General features: G+C 42.0%; 21 protein-coding genes. All 21 read left to right on the top strand.

Annotation, left to right across the window (positions count from 1 at the left end; translation table 11 throughout):
* Nucleotides 1-11: 11 nt before the first annotated feature.
* The 21 genes from PG418_RS13905 to pknB all read left to right on the top strand — a co-directional run bounded on the left by PG418_RS13905 (nt 12) and on the right by pknB (nt 24,323).
* Nucleotides 12-1,292, top strand: a complete 1,281-nt coding sequence (locus PG418_RS13905; protein ID WP_055246329.1) for an ABC transporter substrate-binding protein — start codon at nt 12-14, stop codon at nt 1,290-1,292.
* A gap of 71 nt (nt 1,293-1,363) precedes the next feature.
* Nucleotides 1,364-2,257 carry a carbohydrate ABC transporter permease gene (locus PG418_RS13900; protein ID WP_055158242.1) on the top strand — a complete coding sequence of 298 codons (894 nt, stop codon included), beginning with the start codon at nt 1,364-1,366 and terminating at the stop codon, nt 2,255-2,257.
* Complete coding sequence (locus tag PG418_RS13895) at nt 2,250-3,059, top strand: carbohydrate ABC transporter permease (protein ID WP_498837539.1); 810 nt, start codon at nt 2,250-2,252, stop codon at nt 3,057-3,059. Before PG418_RS13900 ends, PG418_RS13895 begins: the two co-directional genes overlap by 8 nt.
* A gap of 31 nt (nt 3,060-3,090) precedes the next feature.
* Nucleotides 3,091-5,124 carry a beta-galactosidase gene (locus tag PG418_RS13890; RefSeq protein ID WP_498837538.1) on the top strand — a complete coding sequence of 678 codons (2,034 nt, stop codon included), beginning with the start codon at nt 3,091-3,093 and terminating at the stop codon, nt 5,122-5,124.
* Nucleotides 5,100-6,005 carry a YitT family protein gene (locus PG418_RS13885; protein ID WP_498837537.1) on the top strand — a complete coding sequence of 302 codons (906 nt, stop codon included), beginning with the start codon at nt 5,100-5,102 and terminating at the stop codon, nt 6,003-6,005. Before PG418_RS13890 ends, PG418_RS13885 begins: the two co-directional genes overlap by 25 nt.
* Before the next feature lie 23 nt (nt 6,006-6,028).
* Nucleotides 6,029-6,229 (top strand): hypothetical protein, encoded by a 201-nt coding sequence (locus PG418_RS13880; RefSeq protein WP_055297614.1) that lies wholly within the window; start codon nt 6,029-6,031, stop codon nt 6,227-6,229.
* A 135-nt stretch (nt 6,230-6,364) separates the two neighbouring features.
* Nucleotides 6,365-7,204: a tyrosine-type recombinase/integrase gene (locus tag PG418_RS13875; protein WP_498837536.1), complete on the top strand. Its 840-nt coding sequence runs from the start codon at nt 6,365-6,367 to the stop codon at nt 7,202-7,204.
* A gap of 234 nt (nt 7,205-7,438) precedes the next feature.
* A complete protein-coding gene (locus PG418_RS13870) occupies nt 7,439-7,639 on the top strand; it encodes a hypothetical protein (RefSeq protein ID WP_008370826.1) in 201 nt (66 codons plus the stop codon).
* A gap of 218 nt (nt 7,640-7,857) precedes the next feature.
* The gene (locus tag PG418_RS13865; protein ID WP_055246581.1) at nt 7,858-9,111 is read left to right on the top strand and encodes a Y-family DNA polymerase; all 1,254 of its coding nucleotides are present in this window, start codon (nt 7,858-7,860) and stop codon (nt 9,109-9,111) included.
* 116 nt (nt 9,112-9,227) lie between these two features.
* The gene (locus PG418_RS13860; RefSeq protein ID WP_008370820.1) at nt 9,228-10,439 is read left to right on the top strand and encodes a carboxylate--amine ligase; all 1,212 of its coding nucleotides are present in this window, start codon (nt 9,228-9,230) and stop codon (nt 10,437-10,439) included.
* 25 nt (nt 10,440-10,464) lie between these two features.
* Nucleotides 10,465-11,169 carry a cysteate racemase gene (gene cuyB / locus PG418_RS13855; RefSeq protein WP_008370818.1) on the top strand — a complete coding sequence of 235 codons (705 nt, stop codon included), beginning with the start codon at nt 10,465-10,467 and terminating at the stop codon, nt 11,167-11,169.
* A gap of 33 nt (nt 11,170-11,202) precedes the next feature.
* Nucleotides 11,203-12,720, top strand: coding sequence for a Mur ligase family protein (locus PG418_RS13850; protein WP_008370817.1), 1,518 nt, complete (start codon nt 11,203-11,205; stop codon nt 12,718-12,720).
* Nucleotides 12,721-12,873: 153 nt separating this feature from the next.
* On the top strand, nt 12,874-14,430 hold the full coding sequence (locus PG418_RS13845) for a UDP-N-acetylmuramoyl-L-alanyl-D-glutamate--2,6-diaminopimelate ligase (protein ID WP_498837535.1): 1,557 nt from the start codon (nt 12,874-12,876) through the stop codon (nt 14,428-14,430).
* Nucleotides 14,409-16,637, top strand: coding sequence for a replication restart helicase PriA (priA, locus tag PG418_RS13840; protein ID WP_498837534.1), 2,229 nt, complete (start codon nt 14,409-14,411; stop codon nt 16,635-16,637). The genes PG418_RS13845 and priA overlap by 22 nt, the downstream gene beginning before the upstream one ends.
* A gap of 24 nt (nt 16,638-16,661) precedes the next feature.
* Entirely contained in the window at nt 16,662-17,132 is a 471-nt protein-coding gene (gene def, locus PG418_RS13835; protein WP_008370813.1) for a peptide deformylase, read from the top strand.
* A gap of 23 nt (nt 17,133-17,155) precedes the next feature.
* Complete coding sequence (gene fmt, locus PG418_RS13830) at nt 17,156-18,094, top strand: methionyl-tRNA formyltransferase (RefSeq protein WP_498837533.1); 939 nt, start codon at nt 17,156-17,158, stop codon at nt 18,092-18,094.
* A gap of 347 nt (nt 18,095-18,441) precedes the next feature.
* The gene (locus tag PG418_RS13825) at nt 18,442-19,152 is read left to right on the top strand and encodes a zinc metallopeptidase (RefSeq protein ID WP_008372155.1); all 711 of its coding nucleotides are present in this window, start codon (nt 18,442-18,444) and stop codon (nt 19,150-19,152) included.
* The gene (gene rsmB / locus PG418_RS13820) at nt 19,139-20,443 is read left to right on the top strand and encodes a 16S rRNA (cytosine(967)-C(5))-methyltransferase RsmB (RefSeq protein ID WP_498837532.1); all 1,305 of its coding nucleotides are present in this window, start codon (nt 19,139-19,141) and stop codon (nt 20,441-20,443) included. Before PG418_RS13825 ends, rsmB begins: the two co-directional genes overlap by 14 nt.
* A complete protein-coding gene (gene rlmN, locus PG418_RS13815; RefSeq protein ID WP_498837531.1) occupies nt 20,443-21,480 on the top strand; it encodes a dual-specificity RNA methyltransferase RlmN in 1,038 nt (345 codons plus the stop codon). Before rsmB ends, rlmN begins: the two co-directional genes overlap by 1 nt.
* Before the next feature lie 3 nt (nt 21,481-21,483).
* Nucleotides 21,484-22,227 carry a Stp1/IreP family PP2C-type Ser/Thr phosphatase gene (locus tag PG418_RS13810; protein WP_022220921.1) on the top strand — a complete coding sequence of 248 codons (744 nt, stop codon included), beginning with the start codon at nt 21,484-21,486 and terminating at the stop codon, nt 22,225-22,227.
* Nucleotides 22,221-24,323: a Stk1 family PASTA domain-containing Ser/Thr kinase gene (pknB, locus tag PG418_RS13805; RefSeq protein ID WP_498837530.1), complete on the top strand. Its 2,103-nt coding sequence runs from the start codon at nt 22,221-22,223 to the stop codon at nt 24,321-24,323. The genes PG418_RS13810 and pknB overlap by 7 nt, the downstream gene beginning before the upstream one ends.
* Nucleotides 24,324-24,329 lie beyond the last annotated feature (6 nt).

Genomic DNA, 24,329 nt, shown 5'->3' with positions numbered 1-24,329 from the left:
GAATATAACGAATGAGAAAAAAAATAGTGGCAATTTTATTGATAGCTACGATGGCAATGGGTATTGCAGCATGCGGAGGTTCAGGGGACAAAAAAGACGATAATACAATTACAGTATGGTGTTGGGACAAAACATTTAATATTTTTGCAATGGAAGAAGCTGCAAAAATTTATCAAGAAGATCATCAAGATGTGAAAATTGATATTGTCGAAGTTGGAGATGTAGATGTACAGTCTAGACTTACTACGGCTGGTACATCAGGAGATCTAAGCACATTGCCAGATATTTTTTTGATGCAAGACCAGGCATTCCAAAAAAATGTATTATCTTATCCAGATGTATTTACAGAAATTTCTGAAAAGAAAATTGATTTTTCAGAATTTGCTCCTGGTAAAACAGATTTTTCTGTTGTAGATGGAAAACACTATGGAGTGCCTTTTGACAACGGAGCAGCAATTGCTTGTTATCGTACAGATATTTTGCAAGAAGCTGGAATGACTTTAGAAGATTTTACAGATATTACCTGGGATGAGTGGGTTGAAAAAGGCAAAGTAGTACTGGAAAAAACAGGAAAACCATTATTGACAACGACAGCAGGCGAATGTGATTTGCTTACGATGATGTTACAGTCTGCAGGAGCATCTTTGTTTAATGAAGATGGAACAACGAATATTGCAAAAAATGACACTTTGAAGAAGGTAATTGATACATATTGTAAAATGAAAGATTCAGGTGTGTTACAGGAAGTAAATAACTGGGATGAATACACTGGCTCAATGTTGAACAGTGAAGTTGCAGGTGTGATTAATGGGTGTTGGATTATGGGAACAATTCAGACAGCTGAGGATCAGTCAGGAAAATGGGCTATTACAAATATTCCAAAACTTACAAATGTAAAGGGTGCCACAAACTATTCAAATATTGGAGGTTCTTCCTGGGCAATCTCAGGGAATTGTGGAAACGTAGAGTTAGCAGAAGATTTTCTTGCATCTACATTTGCTGGAAGTACAGAGTTATATAATAATATTCTCTCTTGTGGAGCAATTGCTACATGGACACCAGCAGGAGATTCTGATGCATATGCAGTACCGAATGAATTTTTCTCTGGTGATGCAGTGTTTGAAAAAATAGTTGACTATTCAACAAAAGTTCCTTCTATTATTACGGGACCATATTTCCATGAAGCAAGAGACGCAATCTCTGTTGCGACAACAAATATTACAAATGGTGCAGATTTAGAGAAAGAGCTTAAAAAAGCGGAAGATACTGTTAATTTTAATATGGGACAGTAAGAGAGATTCCTATCATACAAGGGGATGGAATGTAGAACCATCCCCCTTATGGATAGAAAGGAGGAGTTTTTGTGTCTAACAAACCAAGAAAAATGACGTTAGAAAAAAAGCATAATTTAACAGGATGGGCTTTTTTGGCACCAGCAACATTTTTGATTGCGGTGTTTAGTTTTTGGCCAATGATCAAAGCATTAGTTTTATCTTTTCAGACGGGGAAAGGTAGAAATATGCAGATGGCTGGATTTACAAATTACATCAGAATGTTTCAAGATGATGTATTTATTCAGTCAATAAAAAACACATTTTTTTATTTCATTCTTCAAGTGCCCATTATGCTTGTAGTAGCGATGGTGTTAGCTTGTATTCTAAATAAAAAAGACTTACGGTTTAAAGGATTTTTCCGAACAATGATTTTTTTGCCGTGTACAACTTCATTGGTTGCGTACTCAATTATTTTTCGGTCTTTGTTTGCAAATGATGGATTAGTAAATTATGTTCTAGTGAATTTGGGAATTTTGGATAAACCATATAATTTTTTGACACAACCATTTGCGGCAAAAATAGTTATCATATTGGCTCTTTTGTGGAGATGGACAGGATATAATATGGTATTTTTCCTTTCTGGATTGCAAAACATTGAATATTCAGTATACGAAGCTGCAAAAATTGATGGAGCATCAGCAATACAGACATTTTTTAAGATTACTGTTCCATTATTAAAACCAACTATCTTGTTGACAGCAATAATGTCAACAAATGGAACATTACAGTTATTTGATGAATCAATTAACTTGACCGATGGAGGTCCTGCGAATGCTTCGATCTCTATGTCACATTACATATATAATTTATGTTTTAAGTATGTGCCGAATTTTGGATATGCAGCAGCGATGTCCTTCTTTATATTACTGTTGGTTGCAGTATTAGCATTTATACAAATGAGGGTGGGTGATAAACGTGATTAAAAAAATGAAAAATATAGGAATGTATGCATTCTTGATTTTGGTTACTTTTATTTCAGTATTTCCTTTGTACTGGATGGTAAGTGCATCCACAAACAAAAGTGTGGATGTATCAAAAGGTGTATTATCGTTTGGCTCTCATTTGGGAGAAAACTTGAAAAATCTGCTGGCAAATCAAGATGTATGGGCTGCATTGGTCAATTCATTTAAATATGCAATATTACTTACAATAGTTTCGATGGTGATATGTTCCTTGGCAGGATATGGATTTGAAATTTATCATGATAAAGCAAAAGATGCCGTGATGGGTGTGATTCTTCTTGCGATGATGGTTCCATTTATTACGATATTGGTCCCATTGTTTCAGATGGTTGCAAAAATGAAAATGTTAAATAGTACGTTGGGATTCATTTTACCAACGATATCAACCCCATTTTTAATCATGATGTTTCGGCAGAGTGCAAGATCATTTCCTCGTGATATTATTGAAGCTGCCAGATTAGAGGGACTTTCGGAAATTGGAATCTTCTTTCAGATGTTTATTCCTACAATGAAATCAACATATGCAGCGGCTATGACTATTACATTTATGAATGCTTGGAATAGTTATATGTGGCCGAAAGTAATCATGACACAATCCGAGAGCATGACAATGCCAATGGTTGTAGCAAATCTGACAGAGGGATATGTAACAGACTATGGAATGCTTATGTTGGCAGTCTTAATATGTACATTGCCTACCGCCTTAGTATTCTTTATTTTACAGAAGAATTTTGCAGAAGGTATTACTGGAGCTGTAAAATAATAAATGATATCTATAAAGAAAGGGATTAGAAATGGAATATAAAAAAATAAATATGCCAGGTCTTCTGCATGGTGGAGATTATAATCCTGAACAATGGTTAGATAGACCGGATATTCTTGAAGAGGATATCCGGTTAATGAAATTAGCGCATGTAAATAATGTTTCACTAGGAATATTTTCGTGGGCATTTTTAGAGCCAGAAGAAGGAAAATATCAGTTTGACTATTTAGAAGAAATTATTAACCGTTTATATGACAATGGCATCTATACAAATCTAGCTACACCAACAGGTGCAATGCCAAATTGGATGACTCAAAAATATCCTGAAGTAATGCAGACAGATGAAAACGGGATACAGAATTTACCAGGAAAAAGGCATAATTTTTGTTACACGTCTGCTGTTATGAGAGAAAAAACTAGAAAGTTGGATTTGAAATTATCAGAACGCTTTGGAAAACATCCAGGAGTAATTCTTTGGCATATATCAAATGAATACGGAGGAAATTTTAGGGATGCTTCTTGTCATTGCGAAGAATGTCAAAAAGCATTTCGGAAATGGTTGAAAAAGAAATACAAAACATTGGATGCATTGAATCATGCATGGTGGAGTGCGTTTTGGAGTCATACTTATACCGATTGGGAACAGATTCATTCACCTTCTCCGAGGGGAGAGGATGAATTACACGGTTTGAAATTGGACTGGAAAAGATTTGTGAGCGAACAGTTACAGGACTTTTGTAGAGAAGAGATTCGAGCTGTTAAAACATATTCGGATCTTCCAGTTACAACAAACATGATGATGTATTTTTCACCATTGGATTATGATAAATGGGCAGAGGAGTTGGATGTGATTTCTTGGGACTCTTATCCGAGTTGGCATACAAAAGAAGATGAAGTACCGATTGCTGTGTGGGCAGCCTTTATGCATAACCAGATGAGAGGATTTCAGAAGAAGCCATTTTTGATGATGGAATCAACACCATCACTTGTGAATTGGGATGAGGAAAATAATGTAAAAAGACCGGGGATGAATTACTTATCTTCAATGCAGGCAATTGCGTTAGGTTCGAATAGTGTTCTTTATTTTCAATGGAGAAAAAGCAGAGGATCGAGTGAAAAGTTTCATGGAGCGGTTGTTGATCATGATGCGTCAGAAAAGAATAGAGTTTTTCAAGAAGTTGCTTGGATTGGCAAAGATCTAGAAAAGCTAAGCAGTCAAATACTAAGTACATGTAATAGGGCGAAGGTAGCTATTATTATGGATTGGGAAAATTGGTGGGCTCTTTCTGACGCACAAGCAATATCGAGGAAATTTGATTATACGGAAGAACTTTTAAAATATTATCGGGTTTTTTGGGAAAAAGGAATTGAAGTTGATATAATTTCCATGGATCGAGAGTTGTCAGATTATCAGCTTGTGGTTGCTCCGACCTTGTACTTGCATAAAAAAGAGTATATTCATAAAGTAGAAGCATACGTGGAAGCAGGTGGAATATATGTAACAACTTATTGGAGTGGAGTAGTAAATGAAACAGATTTATGTTTTATTGGAGAGAGACCACATGAGAGATTGCTAGGATTATCAGTTGATGAGATTGATGTGGGGAATGAATATTTTCCAAATACTTTCTCCTATAAAGACGGTGTATATAAAGCCGGTGTGTTAAGAGAAGTTGTGACACTTCAAACTGCAAAGCCGTTGGGAACATACTTGCAAGATTACAATGTAAATACTCCAGCAATTACAGAAAATGCGTATGGCAAAGGAAAAGCTTACTATGTTGCTGTTCAACCAGATCTGGAATTTTTGAAAGAATTTTTGGGCGATGTAATTGAGGAAGCAAATGTGGAAGCAAATTTGACGGAAACATTACCTTATGGAGTTACTGTTTCAAAAAGAAGTGGAAAAGAACAGAAAGATGATGTATATTTTCTTCAGAATTTTAACAGACATCCTGTGAAGATGGTTTTGAATGAATGTTATACAAATTTAATTACTGATGAAATCCTTACAGGTTCGATAAAACTGCAAACATATCAATGTATTGTGATGCAAAAGAAATAAGATTCCGTAATAGGGAGGAACTCACATTGAAATCAAAGGCAAAGACATTTTTAATTGATATTTTACTTGATATTGTAGGTGGTTGTTTCATTGCGATTGGAGTCTATAATTTTGCAGTGGCATCTGGATTTCCGGTAGCAGGTATATCAGGTATTGCAATCGTGTTTTATTATTTTTGGAAAATTCCAATTGGTACAATGACGACAATTTTGAATATTCCAATTATTTTAATTTGTTACAAGTTGTTGGGAAAACAATTTTTTTTAAGATCAATAAAGACAATGTTAATTTCTAATATACTGATGGACTGGGTTGTTCCATTGCTTCCAATTTATCAAGGTGATATGATGTTATCTTGTATTTGTATGAGTGTATTCTCAGGAATCGGATATGCATTAATTTACATGAGAGATACCTCTACAGGTGGAGCAGATTTTGTTTTGATGGCAATACACAAGGCAAAGCCACATATTTCTGTAGGAAAAATTATCATTGTTATGGATTTTATTATTGTAATTATTGGTGGAATTCTGATGCATGGAAACATTGATAAGATTATTTACGGATTAATTGGAACGTATATTCTATCATTTGTCGTAGATAAGCTAATGTATGGCGTTGATGCTGGAAAACTTGCTTTGATTGTAACAGAAAAGGGACCACAAATTGCGGCAAAAATTGATGAGCTATCACAACGAGGGGCAACTTTGATTAAGGCAGAAGGAAGTTATACAGGACGTGAAAAAGAAGTATTAATGTGTGCATGTAACAATAAAGAAATGCATACGATTCAAGAAGCTGTAAAGAAAGTAGATTCATCAGCGTTTCTTGTTACAATGGAATCGAATGAAGTGCGTGGAAAAGGATTCAAGCCAATATAATATAAAAATTAAGAAGTTCTAGCATGGATCGGTATAAGATTGGATCCGGAACATTATCTTTAATTATGGAACGTTATCACGCGGGAGGAATTCCGATTGAAGAACTCCAGATGATGCCACCAAAAGAGGTGGAATTACTTTTTTATCCTCAGAAAAATATTAAAAAGAAGGATATTCCACTTCCAGATTTTCAGTACTACTATGATAGGATTCATGCAAATTAAAATCAATTAAGAAAAATAGGCGGATATGAGCAGCAGGACAATGAAAAAAGGTTTTGTCCTACTGCTTTTTCGGTTAATAAAATTTCAGATCTGTGAAATAATGTGAGTAAAGAGAAAAAACTAGGAGGACACATTATGAGCGGAATGAAATTTGAAAAAGAAATCTTTATGAAGTATTTGATCGAGCGGGAAGCATCGGAGGCAACAAAGAAGAAATATATGACAGATGTAACGACTTTTTATTCTTATGCAGCAGAAGCGGAAGAAATAGATAAGGAACTTCTGCTTGCTTACCGGGAGTGGCTGATGCAGCATTATGCAGTAAGCAGTGTAAATTCGATGCTTGTGGCACTGAATCAGTATTTACTTGCTGTTGGGCTTGGAAAATGGAAGCTCCGCAGAGTCCGTGTACAGGGCTGTAATTCAAAGATGATGGAAAGAGAACTGCAGAAATCCGATTATATCAAACTGGTGCGGAAAGCAAAAGAGCAGGGAAAGGAACAGCTTGCAATGATTATGGAGACGCTTGCGGGGACAGGAATCCGGATCAGTGAGCTAAGATATTTTTCAGTTGATAGTGTTCAAAGAGGGATCGTGAAGGTGTGGAATAAAGGAAAATACAGACCGGTTATTTTAACGGATCAGTTGAGAAAAAGACTGTTGTATTATATAAGAAAAAACAGGATTCAAAAGGGAAATGTGTTTATAACGAGATCGGGTCATGAAAAAGACCGGTCGAATATATGGAGAGAATTAAAACAGCTTGCAGTAAGTGCGGGGGTGGAAACCGAAAAAGTATTTCCTCATAATTTCAGACATATGTTTGCAAGAATTTTTTACAGGGTTACTGGAAATCTGTTGCAGCTTGCGGATATTCTGGGACACAGTAGTATCGAGGTGACAAGGATTTATGCTTCGGATGGAATTATGGAATGGAAAAAGAGCATGGAAATGTTAGAGATGCTTGTAGAATGACGACATAATGTTAATTATGTTGTAGTTTTCGATATAGGTATTTTGACTCGAAAATATGAAAATAAAAAAGAAAAAATAAATGTTTTACATAATTAAAGTGAAAGGACTGTTTTGTATTTTTGTGACGTTTTTTAATGTTGACAGTCTTTGTAATACAGACTAGAATATAGTTGGACTGAGTTTGGACGATTTATATTACAACATAATTAACATTATGTAGAAAAGAGGGAACATATGGAAAGAGATATATTTGATGATATGATAAAGAGAGTGGAATGTTCATATGTATCCGATCTGAGATACAACAAAAAAATAGTAGAATCCAAGCTGAAAACGATGGATTTAAGTTTATATAATGAGAAGCAGCTGGAAGAATTTGCACAATATGTATTTAACTGTGGATGGAGTGAAATTGGCGGTAAGCTTGATAAATAAAAGATAAAATAATGAAAATGGATGCGGGATATGATAAAATGAATATCATATTCCGTATTTTTTGTGTATACGATGAGCCAAGTGCAGATTTGTGCTTGCACAAGGATCTGCATTTGTCGAATGTACATCACCTGGCTGTTAAGCGAGATGGTGTACAAAGTATACAAATCGAGCAGTAGTCAGCCTGCTCGATTATTTAGAGAGAGGAGACAGCAGGAATGTCACACATCATTTTCCATATAGATGTCAATTCAGCCTACCTTAGTTGGACGGCAGTAGAACAACTGAAAAATGGTGCCGATGTGGACATCCGCACGATCCCCGCGATCATCGGCGGTGACAGAGAATCACGCCATGGGATCGTATTGGCGAAATCTCCGTCGGCAAAGAAATTCGGAATTCGGACGGGAGAGCCGGTGGTAAATGCGTTCCGCAAGTGTCCGAATCTTCATATGGATCCGCCAAATCACAGGATGTACAGGGAGTATAGCCGGAGACTGATGGATTTCCTGAAAACCTATACACCGGAAATCGAGCAGGTCAGTGTGGACGAGTGCTATATGGATTTTACCGGAATCGCACAGCGTTTTTCTTCGCCGGTGGAGGCTGCGTATGAAATCAAAGCCCGGGTTTATGAAAAGTTTGGGTTTACCGTGAATGTGGGAATTTCGACAAACAAGCTTCTGGCAAAAATGGCATCAGACTTTGAAAAGCCAAACCGTGTCCACACTCTTTTCCCGGAAGAGGTCAAAGAAAAAATGTGGCCGCTCCCGGTGAGTGAGCTTTTTATGGCAGGAAAGTCCAGTGTGGCGATTCTGGAAAAGCTGGAAATCCGGACAATTGGTGAGCTTGCGAAGACAGATCCGAAGCTTCTGGAATTCCATTTGAAAAGTCATGGGAGAACGCTGTGGGAATTTGCGAATGGAATCGGTGATGCAAAGGTGCAATCCGAGGAGACCGCAGCAAAGGGTGTCGGTAATTCCACCACACTTCCAAAAGATGTGGAAAAGGCAGAGGATGCAAAAAAGGTTCTATTTTCTCTGGCAGAAAGTGTGGGAAAGAGACTAAGGAAAGCAGGGCAGAAAGCCAATATGGTTAGTGTGGAAATCCGCTACAGTGATTTTCAGAATGTATCTCACCAGAAGCAGCTTGGCAGAGCATCCGGTGCAGATCAGGTGATCTACGAGGCGGCTTGCAGTCTGTTCGATGAGCTGTGGAACGGTGAGCCGATCAGATTGCTTGGTGTTCGCACAGCGAAGCTTGTGGATGAAGATGAACCGGAGCAGTTAAGCCTGTTTGACCTGCAATTCGAGGTGAAATCTGAGAAACCGAAGAAGAGCATGGAAAAGCTGAAAAAGCTCAGTGCGGCAATGGGAGAGATCCGCGGAAAGTATGGGGCGGATGCGGTGATACGGGGCAGTGTTCTGGAGCAGAGAGAAAAAGAGAAGAAATATGAAAAGAAACAGTTCTGAAAATTTCCCGGGAAACTTTCAGAGCTGTTTCCATGCCTTGACACCTAAAGAATCCCTGGAGTATAATGAGATGATATGTAGAAATATAAGGGGATAGAAAGGAGCTTCTTTAAACAATGGAATTTAAAGACAGAGAATTTATTCCGGTACTGCTTGGTGGAGATATCAATACTTACAGTGTTGCCCGCGCATTTTATGAGCAGTATCAGGTGAAGACATATATATTTGGAAAGTTTGCAACAGGACCGAGTTACGGAAGTAAGATCATCGAATATCATCCGAATCCGAAGATTGATACGGACGATTATTTTCTTCAGACAGTCAATGGATTTGCAAAAAAGCATAAAGACAAAAAGATTATGCTCATCGGATGTGGTGACAGTTATGTGGCGCTGATCAGTAAGCATAAGGCAGAGCTTGAGAAAAATATTATCGCACCATATATCGATTTTGATCTGATGAACAGTCTGCAGCAGAAAGAGACTTTCTACAAGTTGTGCGAAAAGCATGGGGTAGATTATCCGGGAACGATTATTTACGATCAGTCCATGGGACTGGATTTTGAGATGAATTTCCCGTACCCGGTAATTTTAAAGCCGTCTGACAGTATTTCTTACTGGGAGCATCCGTTTGCAACCCAGAATAAGATCTACACGATCAAGGACAGAAAAGAACTGGAAAAAGTAATTCGGGATATCTATGGGGCAGGTTATACAGATAAACTGATCATCCAGGATATGATTCCGGGAAATGATGAATATATGCGTGTTCTGACTTCTTATTCTGACCGGAATGGAAAAGTTAAAATGATGTGTCTGGGACATGTACTCCTGGAAGAACACACACCACACGGACTTGGAAATCATGCAGTTATCATCACAGAGCCAAACGAAGAGCTGATGATGAAGGTGAAGAATCTGCTGGAAGATTTGCACTATGTAGGATTCTCCAACTTTGATATCAAGTATGACAGGCGTGATGGCAAATACCGTTTCTTCGAGATCAACACCCGCCAGGGACGAAGTAATTATTATGTGACGGGATCTGGATTCAATGTTGCAAAATATGTAGTAGAAGAATATGTTTACGGAAAAGAACTGCCACTTGAACTTGCAAAAGAAGAACATCTCTGGATGACAGTACCGAAGGCAGTTGCTTTCAAATATATCAAAGAAGAAGCAAACCGTGAGAAGATGAGACGCCTTCTTAAGGAAAAGAAGATGGTCAATCCGGTATTTAAGAGAGGTGATTTTAAACCAAGACGTTATCTTGCTATGGTGAAGAATCATCTCAGACAGTTTGGTAACTTTAAGAAATATTACAGCTAAGAGAAGCTGAAACAGGGAGAATGATATGCTGAAAAAATTAGGTGTTATCGGCGGAATGGGACCAGAGGCGACAAGTTTTTATTATGCAAGAGTGATCGCGAGGACAAAGGCGGAGAGTGATCAGGAGCATATCAACATGATCATTTTAAGTCATGCGACAATGCCGGACAGGACACAGGCAATCCTTACAGGAAATAAGCTTCCGTTTCTGAAAGCGATCACACAGGACGCAAGAGATCTGGAGATGCTGGGAGTGGAAAATATTGCGATTCCGTGCAATACCTCGCACTATTTCCTGGAAGATATCCAGAAATCTACAAGTGTTCCGATCATCAATATGGTAGAGGAGAGTGTCAGATATGTAGTAGAGGCTCATCCAAAAGTGAAGAAGATCGGGATCATGGGAACAGATGGAACGATGCAGGCAAAGACTTACCACCGAGCCTGCGAAAAATTTGGAATCACACCGGTAGTTCCTGGAGAAGCCTGCCAGAAAGATGTGATGTCGCTGATCTATGATGATATCAAAAAAGGAAAGCCGGGAGACAAGAACAAATTTGACCGTGCTTATAATGATCTGAAGGCAAAAGGCTGTGATGCAGTAATTCTTGCATGCACAGAGATTTCGGTATTCAAAGAATATTATCAGGTACCGGCAGACTGCATGGATGCAATGGATGTTCTGGTAAGAGAATCCATCATCAGATCCGGCGCAGAGTACCGGGAATAATACCGGAAAGAATATAAGGGAGATAAATACCAGATGGAAAAATACACATTACAGGAGTACGCAAATCTGTTACAGAACCTGCGTATGATGAAAGAATTTTATTCAAATGGGGAAGAAGAAAAAAACGTAGGTTATCTGACCTATGATTCCAGAGAGGTGACGGAAGGGACATTGTTTATTTGCAAAGGTGCGGCATTTAAGGCTGAGTATCTGGATGCAGCGATCGAAAAAGGTGCGATTGCTTATGTCAGCGAAGTAAAATATGAAACGAAAGAAGATGTTCCATATTTTCTGGTAGACGATATCCGTAAGGCGATGCCTCCACTTGCAGAGAAGTTCAATAATGCACCGTGGAAGAAACTGACGATCACCGGAATCGGCGGAACAAAAGGAAAATCCACTTCCGCTTACTATATGAAAGCAATCGTGGATGATTATATGGAAGCAACCGGCGGAAAGGAAAGTGCAGTCCTTTCTTCAATCGATATTTATGACGGAGTGATCAAGAAAGAATCCCATATTACTACGCCGGAGTCGGTAGAATTGCAGGAGCATCTGCGCCATGCCGTAGAAAGTGGTATTACATTTGCTGAGATGGAAGTATCTTCACAGGCGTTAAAATACAATCGTGTCGATAACATGCAGTTTGATGTGGGAATTTTTCTGAATATTTCAGAGGACCATATCAGTCCGATCGAGCATCCGGATTTTGAAGACTATTTTTCGTCTAAACTGAAAATTTTCGGAAAATCACGTTACGGAGTTGTGAACATGGATGCAGATTTTGCAGACCGTATTCTGAAAGAGTCAAAGGTCTGTGAGAAGGTGCTGACGTTCAGTACAAAGAATCCGGAAGCGGATGTTTATGGTTATGAGATCCAGAAAGACGGACATGAAACGGTATTTATGGTAAAGACAGAGCTGTTTGATGAAGAATTCCGTCTGACGATGCCGGGACTTTTCAATGTGGAAAATGCACTGGCTGTCATTGCGGCATCCATTCTTCTTGAAATCCCGAAGGAGTATATGCACAGCGGTCTTTTGAGGGCAAGATCCAGCGGACGTATGGAGCTTTATGGAAGTGCAGATAAGAATCTGATCGCTGTTGTGGATTATGCACACAACAAGCTTAGTTTTGAAAAGCTGTTCTCTTCAATTAAAGATGAATATCCAGATTATAATATCGTATCGATCTTCGGATGCCCCGGAAAGAAAGCATTTATTCGGAGAAGAGACCTTGGAACGGTAGCGGGTCAGTACGCGAAAAAGGTTTATCTGACAGCGGAAGATCCGGGATATGAGCCGGTAGAGCAGATTTCCAAAGAAATCGCACAGTATGTGGAAGCACAAAACTGTCCGTATGCCATGATCGAGGATCGGGGAGAGGCAATCAAAGCAGCGATGGATGAAGCAGAGGGAAAGACTATTTTCCTGATTACCGGAAAAGGAAATGAGACAAGACAGAAATATGGCTGTGAGTATCTGGACTGCAAATCAGATACACAGTATGTTAAAGAATATCTTGCCGAGTATGATAAAAAGCATCAATAGAAACTGAGAGATGGGTGGGTGTTCCTGCAAACGCACAGGATGCGTGAAAACGAAAGCAGGAAATCCACCCATTTTATATATTTTCATATCCGGTGTGACGTTTGAGGGGAAACAGCATATTCTGAAAACAAAGAGTCCAAAAAAAGGAGCCTTATGAAGCTTTCGGTTCTGTTTAAAAGGATTCAGCATGCGGTGATCCAAATGCCGGAATTAGAAGAAGAGATGGAAATCCGGGGGATTACCTGTAATTCCAAAAAGACAGAAGAAGACAGTCTGTTTGTCTGCATTCAGGGAAGCCGGGCAGATGGACATGATTATATAGAAGAAGCCTGCAACTTTGGGGCATCTTGCATTCTGATAGAAAAACTGGTATCTGGGGGAAGGATGCTGAAGTTTCCGGGAAATGTTGCCGTCGTTCTGGTAAAAGATACACGGGAAGCTCTTGCCGGGATCAGCAGGATCTGGTTTGGAAGTCCTGCTGATAAGTTGAAAGTGATTGGCGTGACCGGCACAAAGGGGAAAAGTACGGTGGCAGTGATGATCCGGGAGATGCTGGAAAGTCTTGGTCAAAAATGCGGACTGATCGGTACGATCGCCCACCATCTTGGAAATGAAGTGGTAACTTCGCAAAATACGACCCCGGATGCCTTTACCATTCAGTCGTATTTTGCTAAAATGGTAGAAGCAGGTTGCCACTATGCGGTGATGGAGGTATCTTCACAGGGAATAAAGCAGCATCGGATCGATGGAATCTGGTTTGAAATTGCGGTATTCACTAATTTCGGGGAGGATCACATCGGACCAGGCGAGCATGCAAGTCTTGGGGAATACCGATATTACAAATCATGTCTTTTTGAACAGTGCAGGATTGGAATAGGGAATCTGGATGATGCACAGTGCAGCTATATGTTCCAGAGAAAATGTTGCACGAAATACGGATTTACCTGTCGGGAAGAAGAAGGGCAGGAAAGAGGATTTAGAAACAGTCATGTACTGACGGCAGAAAAAATCAGTTTTCTGATGGAAGGTGGAGAACTTAAAACGGTATTTTATGCAGATGATAGAAAATATGAGCTTGCCCTTCCTGGAAAATTTAATGTGTACAATGCACTGGCTGCTTTACAGACGGTGAGCTGTCTTGGATTTGAAAGAGAAGAAGCAGGAGACGTGTTAAAGCATCTGGTGGTAAGAGGCAGGATGGAACGGGTAGATGCAGGAGAAAATATCCTGTGTTACATTGATTACGCGCATAATGCCATGAGTCTTGCAAAAGTGCTTAAAATGCTGAGAATTTACGAACCAGAACGTATTTTACTGGTGTTTGGATGTGGAGGCAACCGTGCCGGAAGCAGAAGAAGCGGGATGGGAAGAGTGGCAGGAGAGCTTGCGAATCTGACGATCATCACTTCAGATAATCCGAGATGGGAAGAGCCGGCGAAGATTATGGCAGACGTTGAAGAAGGCATCAAAGAAACTTCCGGTGCCTATCGGATGATCCAGGATCGGGAAGAGGCAGTACTCTTTGCGGTGGAAATGGCAAGACAAGGGGATATCCTTCTGATTGCGGGAAAGGGACATGAAAATTACCAGGAGATCCAGGGAGTCAGGTATCCGATGGATGACCGGGAACTGGTGCGAAAAGCCGTCAGGCTGGCTGCACAAAAGAGACAGAAAAAGGAACAGACAGAATGTACGCAGACATTATTATAGATATTACACATGAAAAACTGGATAAAGTATTTCAGTACCGTGTACCGGAAGAACTGGAAGGAGATTTACGAACCGGTGCAGGCGTCATTGTGCCGTTTGGACGGGGGAACCGGGAAACGAAGGGGTATATTGTCGGTTTTTCGGAAACATGTGATTATGATGCGGAAAAAATAAAGGATATTCTGCGCACAGATACATCAAGTGTAGCGATTGAGGCAAGGCTGGTTGCACTTGCAGCGTGGATGAAAGAATATTATGGAGGTACGATGATCCAGGCATTGAAAACGGTGCTTCCGATCAAGCGTACCGAGCAGCAGAAGGAACAGCGGATTTTAAAAAGATGTATTTCCAGAGAAGCAGGCGAAAAGAAGCTGGAAGAATATCTTCACAAGAACCAGAAAGCGCGGGCAAGATTGATGGCAGCACTTTTGGATGATGAAGAGATAGAATATTCTCTGATCAGCCAGAAGCTGAATATCACGCTGACGGTGGTGAGAGCGCTTGAAGAGCAGGGGGTTCTGGAAATCAAAAATCATAAGATTTACCGTAATCCTGTGAAAGAAAAAGAGCAGCAGCGGCATTTTATTACCTACACGGAGGAGCAGGAAAGTGCAATCCGGACGTTTGAAAACGATTATAAAAAAGGGATCCGAAAGACCTATCTTTTATACGGTGTGACCGGAAGCGGCAAGACAGAGGTCTATATGGAAATGATCCGGCAGGTGGTAAAGGAAAAGCGGCAGGCAATCGTACTGATTCCGGAGATCGCATTGACTTACCAGACGGTGATGCGCTTTTACAGGACATTTGGGGAACGCGTTTCCATCATGAATTCCAGACTTTCAGCGGGAGAGCGGTATGACCAGATGATGCGGGCGAAAAAAGGAGAGATTGATGTGATGATCGGTCCAAGATCTGCGCTTTTTACCCCGTTTCCGAGTCTTGGGCTGATCGTGATCGATGAGGAACATGAGGCAGCTTATAAAAGTGAACAGGTTCCCCGGTATCATGCGCGGGAGACGGCAGTCGAACGCGCAAGCCTGGAAGGGGCAAGTGTGGTACTGGGATCGGCAACCCCTTCCATGGAAGCATTTTACCGGTGCGAGCTGGGAGAGTATACGTTGCTGGAATTAAAGAGGCGGACTGCAAAAGCAGAGCTCCCGGAGGTCTACACGGTGGATATGCGTGAAGAACTGCAAAAAGGGAACCGTTCTATTTTAAGTGACAGGCTCCATGAGCTGATGGAAGACCGTCTGAAAAAGAAAGAACAGATCATTTTGTTTCTGAATCGAAGAGGGTATGCCGGATTCCTTTCTTGCAGGTCCTGCGGATATGTAGTAAAATGTCCTCATTGTGATGTTTCACTGGCAGCGCACAATAATGGGAAAATGGTGTGCCACTACTGTGGCTACGAAGAAACGGTTGCAAAAAAATGCCCGTCCTGCGGCTCCCCTCATATCGGAGGTTTCCGCGCAGGAACACAGCAGATTGAAGAACTGGTAAAAAAGGAATTTCCGCAGGCAAGGGTACTTCGGATGGATCTGGATACTACAAGATCCAAAGAAGGACATGAAAAGATTCTATCTGCATTTGCAAATGAAGAGGCAGATATTCTTGTCGGAACGCAGATGATCGTAAAAGGACATGATTTTCCAAATGTGACCCTGGTTGGCGTGCTTGCTGCGGATATGTCCTTATACTCGGATGATTTCCGGTCAGCAGAGAGGACATTCGAGCTTCTGACGCAGGCTGCGGGAAGGGCCGGAAGAGGGGCAAAAAAAGGAGAGGTCGTGATTCAGACCTACAGCCCGGAGCATTATAGTATCCAGACGGCAGCACGTCAGGATTATCAGGCATTTTATACAGAAGAGATGAATTACAGGGAACTGATGGGGTATCCGCCGGCAGAGCATCTGATGGCGGTACTGGTAGCCTGTGAGGATGAAGCACTTCTGGAAAAAGGAATGCACTATCTCAAATTATATGCAATGCGGATCACGAAGAACCGCAAGGTACAGGTGATCGGTCCGGCAGCTCCGGCAGTCGGAAAGGTCAAGGATGTGTACCGGAAAGTTTTGTATCTGAAGCAGGAATCCTATGAGATCCTGATTGAAATGAAAGATAAAATGGAACAATATATTGAATTGAACCGGGGATTTGCAAAGATGCGGATTCAGTTTGATTTTGATCCGATGAGTGGATTTTAAAAGAAAAGGCAGGAGGAAGAACAAATGGCAATTAGAAAAATCAGAGAAATAGGCGATGAAGTACTGACAAAGGTGTGTAAGGAAGTAACAAAGATGACACCAAGAACAACAGAACTGATCGATGATATGTTAGAGACCATGTACGAGGCAATGGGGGTAGGTCTTGCTGCACCACAGGTTGGAATTCTCAAAAGAATCGTTGTTATCGATATCGGAGAAGGTCCGGTTGTCATGATCAACCCACGCATCGTAGAGAGCAGCGGAGAACAGACCGGGGAAGAAGGATGCCTTAGTGTACCAGGTAAATCCGGTATTGTTACCCGTCCGAATTATGTAAAAGCAGTAGCACTTGATGAAGATATGAAAGAATACGAGATCGAAGGCGAAGGACTGATGGCAAGAGCAATCTGTCACGAACTGGAGCATCTGGACGGTCATCTTTATGTAGAAAAAGTAGAAGGCGAACTTCACAGCACAGAATACGAAGAAGCCTAGGCTGGAAGCGGGAGGAAGATAAGATGAAGATAATATTTATGGGAACTCCTGATTTCTCAGTCGGAACACTGGAAGCACTGGTAGAAGCAGGACATGAAGTAGTGCTCGCTGTCACACAGCCGGACAAGCCAAAGGGCAGAGGCAAAGAAATGCAGTTCACTCCGGTAAAAGAATGTGCACTTGCACATAATATTCCGGTCTATCAGCCAAAGAAGATCCGGGAATCTGAATGTATCGAAGAATTGAAAAAATATCAGGCAGATGTCTGCGTAGTCGTGGCATTTGGACAGATCCTTCCAAAAGAGATTCTGGAAATGACACCGTACGGATGTATCAATGTCCATGCATCCCTTCTGCCGAAATACCGCGGTGCTGCACCGATCCAATGGGCGGTCATCAATGGAGAAAAAGTATCCGGTGTCACAACGATGCAGATGGATGAAGGACTTGACACGGGTGATATGCTGGAAAAAGTAGAAATCACATTAGATAAAAAAGAAACAGGAGGAAGCCTTTTCGATAAACTTTCCGCAAAAGGAGCCGCACTCTGCGTCCATACCCTTGCAGAACTGGAAAAAGGAACCATTACTCCACAAAAACAGGGCGAAAGCACCACCGAATACGCAAAAATGCTCAACAAAAAATCCGGTGAGATCGACTGGACGAAAACAGCAGTAGAAATCGAACGCCTGATCCGCGGCTTAAATCCATGGCCAAGTGCCTACACCCAGTGGGAAGGTAAAACGATGAAAATCTGGGAAGCAGAAGTAGAGGATGTTGTAGAAACCATAGATACTCATGAGCCCGGAACGATCACAGAAGTCACAAAACATGGCTTCAAAGTTCAGACCGGTGAAGGCAGACTAGCCATCAAGTCCCTCCAGATCCCAGGCAAAAAACGCATGGAAGCCGATGCCTTCCTACGCGGATACCACATAGAAGAAGGAGAAAAATTAGGTTAGAATTTGGTCTGCCAAACAAATCTAATTGGCGCCAAAAAACGCCAAGCGTTTTTCGCGCCCTTTGGCGCATTTGTCCCATCGTGCACCGCGCGATAGGACAAACAGCCGACACCCATTGAAAAATGTAGCCAGGAAGCGAAATATATTCGCTAAGCAGGTCATCGAAAACGCCGGCACTTAGCAAGACCGAGCGCAAGCGAAGGTCGCGCTTAGTACCGTTGCGTTTCCGGACTAGCCGAATAAACGTCCACCGGACGTTTATTTAGGCATGCAAAGCAAGCGCGAGCGGGCCTGCGTGCGAATATATTTCGCTTCCGGGCGGACCCTTATTCAACAAGGAGGCAAACATGTACTACCCATATTATTTTGATCCAACTTATTTCCTTGTCATCATCGGCGTCATCATCTGCGCCCTTGCATCCGCCAAAGTGAATTCCACCTACGCCAGGTACGATCAGGTTCGCAACCACGCCGGGATCACCGGTGCGATGGCTGCGGAGCAGATCCTCAGGATGGAAGGGATTTATGATGTACAGGTGATGAGAGTAAGTGGAAAACTGACCGATCATTACGATCCGGCGAACCATGTACTGCGGCTTTCAGATTCCACCTACGGTTCGACATCGGTTGCGGCACTTGGAGTTGCAGCACATGAATGTGGACACGCGATCCAGCATGCAAGGCATTATGTACCGCTGACAATACGCGGAGCACTTGTTCCGGTGGCGAATTTTGGATCCGGGATTTCATGGCCGCTGATCATAATGGGATTATTTATCAGAGGAGAAATGTCTACATTGTTTATCAATCTTGGGATCCTGATGTTTTCATTGGCAGTGCTGTTCCAGATCATCACGCTTCCGGTAGAGTTTAATGCATCGGGAAGAGCACTTAAAATCCTGAAAAATTCAGGCATGCTATATGAATCAGAAGTACGTGAGGCAAGAAGTGTTCTTACAGCGGCAGCGCTTACCTATGTGGCGAGTGCAGCATCTGCACTTCTGCAGCTTTTAAGAATACTGATCCTGACAGGAGGAAGAAGAAATGACGACGAATAACCAGGGAGTAGGTACAAGAGAACTTGCACTGATGATCCTGTTGGAAATCGAGCGTGGAGAGAAAAGTCATATCGTGCTCAGACAGGTGCTGGAAAAATATCAGTATCTGTCCAAGCAGGACCGTGCATTTCTGACCAGGCTTGCAGAAGGGACAACAGAGCGGAGGATAGAACTGGACTATATTATCAACCAGTTTTCAAAAGTAAAGACAGAAAAAATGAAACCGGTGATCCGCAATATCCTGCGCTGTGCGGTCTATCAGATCAAATACATGGATCAGGTTCCGGATTCGGCAGCATGCAATGAAGCAGTCAACCTTGCTATCCGGAAAGGCTTTAAGAACCTGCGGGGATTTGTAAATGGGGTACTTAGAAATATCGCGCGAAACATTGATAAGATTGCGTATCCGGAGAATACAGAAGAATTTCTCTCAATAAAGTATTCCATGCCACAATGGATCATCCGTATGTGGGTGAGAGATTATGGAGAAGAGAAGACGAAATACATCCTGGAAGGTTTTTATAAAGAACGTGCAACAACAATCCGGATCAATGGAAATGCAACCACCAAAGAAGAGCTGATCAGAGAGCTGACAGGAGAAGGCATTCAGGTAAAAGAACATCCGCTTCTTGCGTCTGCGCTTCTGATCTCAGGCTATGATTATCTGGCAGCAATCCCGGCGTTCCGAGAAGGAAAATTCCAGGTACAGGATGCAGCTTCGATCATGGTAGCGGAACAGGCAGGAATCAAAGAAGAAGATTACATACTGGATGTGTGCGCGGCACCGGGAGGAAAAGCGCTCCATGCGGCACAGATCCTGAATGGGACAGGTATGGTAGAGGCAAGGGATCTGACAGAGATGAAGGTAGAGCTGATTCGGGAAAATATTTCACGGATGGGATTTGAAAATATCCGTGCAGTGCAGCAGGATGCAACCTGCTTCGATGCGGACTCTGAGGAAAAAGCAGATGTTCTGATCGCGGATCTTCCGTGTTCCGGTCTTGGTGTCCTTGCGAAGAAGACTGATCTGAAGTATAAGATGAACCCGGAGACGGAGACTGAAGTTGCAGCACTTCAGAGAGAGATCCTGGATACGGTCTGCCGATATGTGAAGCCGGAGGGAACACTAATGTACAGCACCTGTACGATCAGCAGGACAGAGAATGAGAAAAACGCCGGATGGTTTGCCGAAAAACATCCGGAATTTGACCTGGAATGGGAGAAACAGATTTTCCCGTCTGATATAACCGATGGTTTCTATATTGCTAAATTTATCCGGAGGGGCAGATAATGGAAAAAAAAGATATCGCTTCGTATTCATTTGAAGAGTTACAGGCAGAAATGCTGGCGATTGGAGAAAAAGGATTCCGCAGTCGACAGATTTATTCCTGGATCCATGAAAAGCTGGTGGATGATTTTGAAGAAATGACCAATCTTCCAAAAACTTTACGCCAGAAACTGGAAGCAGCATACGAAATACGAAGAGTCGAAATGGAAAAAAGACAGATTTCAAAGATTGACGGGACCAATAAATTCCTGTTTTGCCTGAAAGACGGGAATATGGTAGAAAGTGTTCTGATGAAATATAAACATGGCAATTCGGTATGCATATCCTCGCAGGTTGGCTGCCGGATGGGATGCCGTTTCTGTGCATCAACACTGGACGGGCTGGAACGAAACCTGACACCGTCAGAGATGTTAAGACAGGTTTACCAGATCCAGAAGATCACTGGCGAGAGAGTTTCTAATATTGTGATCATGGGAACCGGAGAACCGCTGGATAATTATGACAATTTTCTGAAATTCATTCACATGGTCAGTGATGAGCACGGGCTCAATATCAGCCAGAGAAATATCACGGCGTCTACCTGTGGAATTGTACCGAACATCCGGAGACTTGCAGAAGAAAAGCTGCAGATCACGCTGGCACTTTCCCTGCACGGTTCCAACCAGGAAAAGAGAAGATCGCTGATGCCGGTGGCAAATAAATACGAGCTTCATGAGGTTCTGGAAGCGTGTGATTATTACTTTGAAAAAACCGGACGGAGGATCACTTTTGAGTACAGCCTGGTTCACGGCGTAAACGATACACCGGAGGATGCAAAAGAGCTGATGGGAATCTTAAAAGACAGAAACTGCCATTTAAACCTGATTCCGGTGAACCCGATCAAGGAGAGAAACTACGAAAAACCGGACAAAAAAAGTGCCGAGAATTTCAAAAATAAACTTGAAAAAAACGGGATAAATGTTACTATAAGAAGAGAAATGGGCTCAGATATAGACGGAGCCTGTGGACAGTTACGGCGCAAGACGATGCAAGGAGTATAAAATATGAAAATATTTTCTATGACAGATGTTGGAAGAAAACGTGAAATGAACCAGGATTACGTGTTTGCCACAGATGAGTCATTAGGTACGCTGCCGAATCTTCTGGTAGTAGCCGATGGAATGGGTGGACACAAGGCAGGCGATTTTGCGTCAAAATATACGGTGGAAGTTCTGAAAGAAGAACTGAAGCATACATTAAAGGATGGGCCGGAAGAGATTTTAAAAGATGCGGCTCAGACAGCGAACCACAAGCTGATCGAGAAAGCAGATGAAGACATTAATCTGGAGGGGATGGGAACCACTCTGGTTGCGGCAACTGTGATCGATCATACACTTTATTTTATAAATGTAGGTGACAGCCGTCTGTATCTTCTGAATAAGGATATCAGGCAGCTTTCCAGAGACCATTCCCTGGTAGAAGAGATGGTTCGTCTGGGAGGAATCAATGAGGAAGAGGCAAGACATCATCCGGATAAGAATATCATTACCAGAGCAATTGGAGTAAAAGAGGATGTAGAGGTGGATTTTTATGAATTCAGCCTCAAAAAGGGAGATATCATCCTGATGTGTTCTGATGGACTCAGTAATATGATAGAGGATGAAGAAATTTTTGCGATAGTTAAAGGGGCAAGAGATATCGTAGAAGCCGGTCAGAATCTGATTGACCGGGCGAATGAGAACGGGGGCAATGACAATATCAGTGTTGTTCTTGCAGAACCGTTTTCTGATGAGGTGAGTATATGGTAAAAGACGGGATTTATTTAAGTGGCCGTTATCAGGTTCTGAGCAAGATCGGAGCCGGTGGAATGGCGGATGTATATAAGGCGAAGGACTGTATGCTGAACAGATATGTCGCAGTGAAAGTCCTGAAAAAAGAATACAGGGAAGATGAAAACTTTGTAAAGAAATTCCGGTCAGAAGCACAGGCAGCAGCAGGGCTTCTGAACCCGAATATTGTCAATGTATATGATGTAGGGGAGGATCGAGGACTCTATTATATGGTCATGGAGCTGGTAGAAGGAATCACTCTGAAAGAATATGTGCATAAAAAAGGAAAGCTTTCTTCCAAGGAAGCGATCAGTATTGCAATTCAGATGTGTACCGGTATTGAGGCAGCTCACAATCATCACATCATACACAGAGATATCAAACCGCAGAATATTATCATTTCCAAAGAAGGAAAGGTAAAGGTTACGGATTTTGGTATTGCAAAGGCGACAACATCGCAGACAGTCAGCACCAGTGCAATGGGATCGGTACACTATGTATCTCCGGAGCAGGCACGGGGCGGCTATTGTGATGAGAAGAGTGATATCTATTCTGCAGGTATCACCATGTATGAGATGGTGACTGGAAGGGTTCCTTTCGATGGCGATTCTACTGTTTCGGTTGCAATGAAGCATTTACAGGAGAATATTACCCCGCCTTCTGAGTATGCACCGGATTTATATCCGGCGCTGGAGAAGATTATTCTCAAGTGTACACAGAAGAGCGCGGAAAGACGTTACCAGAGTGCCGGAGAACTGATCCAGGATCTGAAGAGGGCGTTGGTCGATCCGAGTGGCGAATTTGTAGATATGGTTCCGATCCGGAGTATGGGAGATACGGTGATGATCTCGCCGGAGCGGATGGCACGTATGAAAAAGCGTCAGGGCGATGGTTATGATGACGAAGAGTATGATGATGGCTATGACGATGAAGAATATGACGAAAATGATGACTATGATGAGGATGACGAAGAGGATAATTATAACGGGGGCAGACGCGGTAACAGTAAAAATGGCGTAGATCCGAAGATGAACAAGATGATGAAGATCCTCATGGCTGCAGTTGCAGTGATCGTTGCATTTGCGCTGATTTTCCTGATCGGCAAAGCAGCAGGTGTGTTCGGTAAGCGTTCAGACAGTCAGATTTCAGTTTCCAATGAGATTGAAGTGCCAAATCTGGTCGGACAGCCGCAGAATGTTGCAGAGACGATGTGCGAAAAGAAGCAGCTGAAGCTGGAAGTAGAATCCGAGAAAGCATCAGATAAGGCAGCAGGTACGATTATTGAGCAGAAGACAAAAGCAGGAAAGAAAGTCAAGAAAAATACGGTGATCAAGGTTGTAATAAGTTCAGGACCGGAAAAGATCATGATCCAGAGTGTAGAGGGAATGAATGAAGATGCAGCCAAGAAAGCACTGATCAAACAGGGCTTTACGAGCAAGAACATTACTGTTACCAGTGAATACAGCAGTGATGTTGAAAGTGGAAAAGCAACAAGGACTGATCCGGCAGAGGGAACAGAGGTATCTGCTGACTCTAAAATCACACTGTATATCAGTAAAGGTGAAAAACAGCCGGATAAGGTGTCAGTTCCGCCAATTGTGGGAATGTATGTAAATGATGCGGTATCTACACTGAGTGCAAGCAGACTGTCCGATGGCGGAACGAGCAGTGAAGAATATTCAGATGATTATGCAGAAGGTATGATTATCCGTCAGAGCACAGATGCCGGAACGAAGGTGGCTGAAGGAACAAGTGTGAGTTATGTTGTCAGCAAAGGACCAAAGCCTGCAGATCAGGTGAAGGTACCAACTCTGACAGGAAAGACACTTGGAGATGCGATTTCAGCACTGAATGCCAGAAATCTGACTTATACAGAAGTTGATATTGACAGTGCAGAACCATCTGGAAAAGTTGTAAAAGTTGATCCGGGAGAAGGTACATCGGTAGATGTAGGAACTGCGATCACACTGTATGTAAGCAATGGCTCACAGGCAAGCAGTGGATCCGACAGTAACAATTCGGGCAGCAATAATTCCGGTAACAACTCAAATAACGGCAACAATACAGGAAATTAAAAGGAC

This window comes from Bariatricus sp. TF06-38A (genome assembly GCF_027690675.1).
GTDB lineage: Bacteria > Bacillota > Clostridia > Lachnospirales > Lachnospiraceae > Allocoprococcus > Allocoprococcus comes.
The sequence above is the reverse complement of the archived record's forward strand: the minus strand, read 5'-3'. Positions and strand labels throughout refer to the sequence as shown.

What these genes read in the sequence shown, in the direction of transcription:
- PG418_RS13905 (WP_055246329.1), top strand. Translation starts at nt 12, where the DNA reads ATGAGAAAAAAAATAGTGGCAATTTTATTGATAGCTACGATGGCAATG.
- PG418_RS13890 (WP_498837538.1), top strand. Translation starts at nt 3,091, where the DNA reads ATGGAATATAAAAAAATAAATATGCCAGGTCTTCTGCATGGTGGAGAT.
- PG418_RS13885 (WP_498837537.1), top strand. Translation starts at nt 5,100, where the DNA reads ATGTATTGTGATGCAAAAGAAATAAGATTCCGTAATAGGGAGGAACTC.
- PG418_RS13880 (WP_055297614.1), top strand. Translation starts at nt 6,029, where the DNA reads ATGGATCGGTATAAGATTGGATCCGGAACATTATCTTTAATTATGGAA.
- PG418_RS13875 (WP_498837536.1), top strand. Translation starts at nt 6,365, where the DNA reads ATGAGCGGAATGAAATTTGAAAAAGAAATCTTTATGAAGTATTTGATC.
- PG418_RS13870 (WP_008370826.1), top strand. Translation starts at nt 7,439, where the DNA reads ATGGAAAGAGATATATTTGATGATATGATAAAGAGAGTGGAATGTTCA.
- PG418_RS13865 (WP_055246581.1), top strand. Translation starts at nt 7,858, where the DNA reads ATGTCACACATCATTTTCCATATAGATGTCAATTCAGCCTACCTTAGT.
- PG418_RS13860 (WP_008370820.1), top strand. Translation starts at nt 9,228, where the DNA reads ATGGAATTTAAAGACAGAGAATTTATTCCGGTACTGCTTGGTGGAGAT.
- cuyB (WP_008370818.1), top strand. Translation starts at nt 10,465, where the DNA reads ATGCTGAAAAAATTAGGTGTTATCGGCGGAATGGGACCAGAGGCGACA.
- PG418_RS13850 (WP_008370817.1), top strand. Translation starts at nt 11,203, where the DNA reads ATGGAAAAATACACATTACAGGAGTACGCAAATCTGTTACAGAACCTG.
- PG418_RS13845 (WP_498837535.1), top strand. Translation starts at nt 12,874, where the DNA reads ATGAAGCTTTCGGTTCTGTTTAAAAGGATTCAGCATGCGGTGATCCAA.
- priA (WP_498837534.1), top strand. Translation starts at nt 14,409, where the DNA reads ATGTACGCAGACATTATTATAGATATTACACATGAAAAACTGGATAAA.
- def (WP_008370813.1), top strand. Translation starts at nt 16,662, where the DNA reads ATGGCAATTAGAAAAATCAGAGAAATAGGCGATGAAGTACTGACAAAG.
- fmt (WP_498837533.1), top strand. Translation starts at nt 17,156, where the DNA reads ATGAAGATAATATTTATGGGAACTCCTGATTTCTCAGTCGGAACACTG.
- PG418_RS13825 (WP_008372155.1), top strand. Translation starts at nt 18,442, where the DNA reads ATGTACTACCCATATTATTTTGATCCAACTTATTTCCTTGTCATCATC.
- rsmB (WP_498837532.1), top strand. Translation starts at nt 19,139, where the DNA reads ATGACGACGAATAACCAGGGAGTAGGTACAAGAGAACTTGCACTGATG.
- rlmN (WP_498837531.1), top strand. Translation starts at nt 20,443, where the DNA reads ATGGAAAAAAAAGATATCGCTTCGTATTCATTTGAAGAGTTACAGGCA.
- PG418_RS13810 (WP_022220921.1), top strand. Translation starts at nt 21,484, where the DNA reads ATGAAAATATTTTCTATGACAGATGTTGGAAGAAAACGTGAAATGAAC.
- pknB (WP_498837530.1), top strand. Translation starts at nt 22,221, where the DNA reads ATGGTAAAAGACGGGATTTATTTAAGTGGCCGTTATCAGGTTCTGAGC.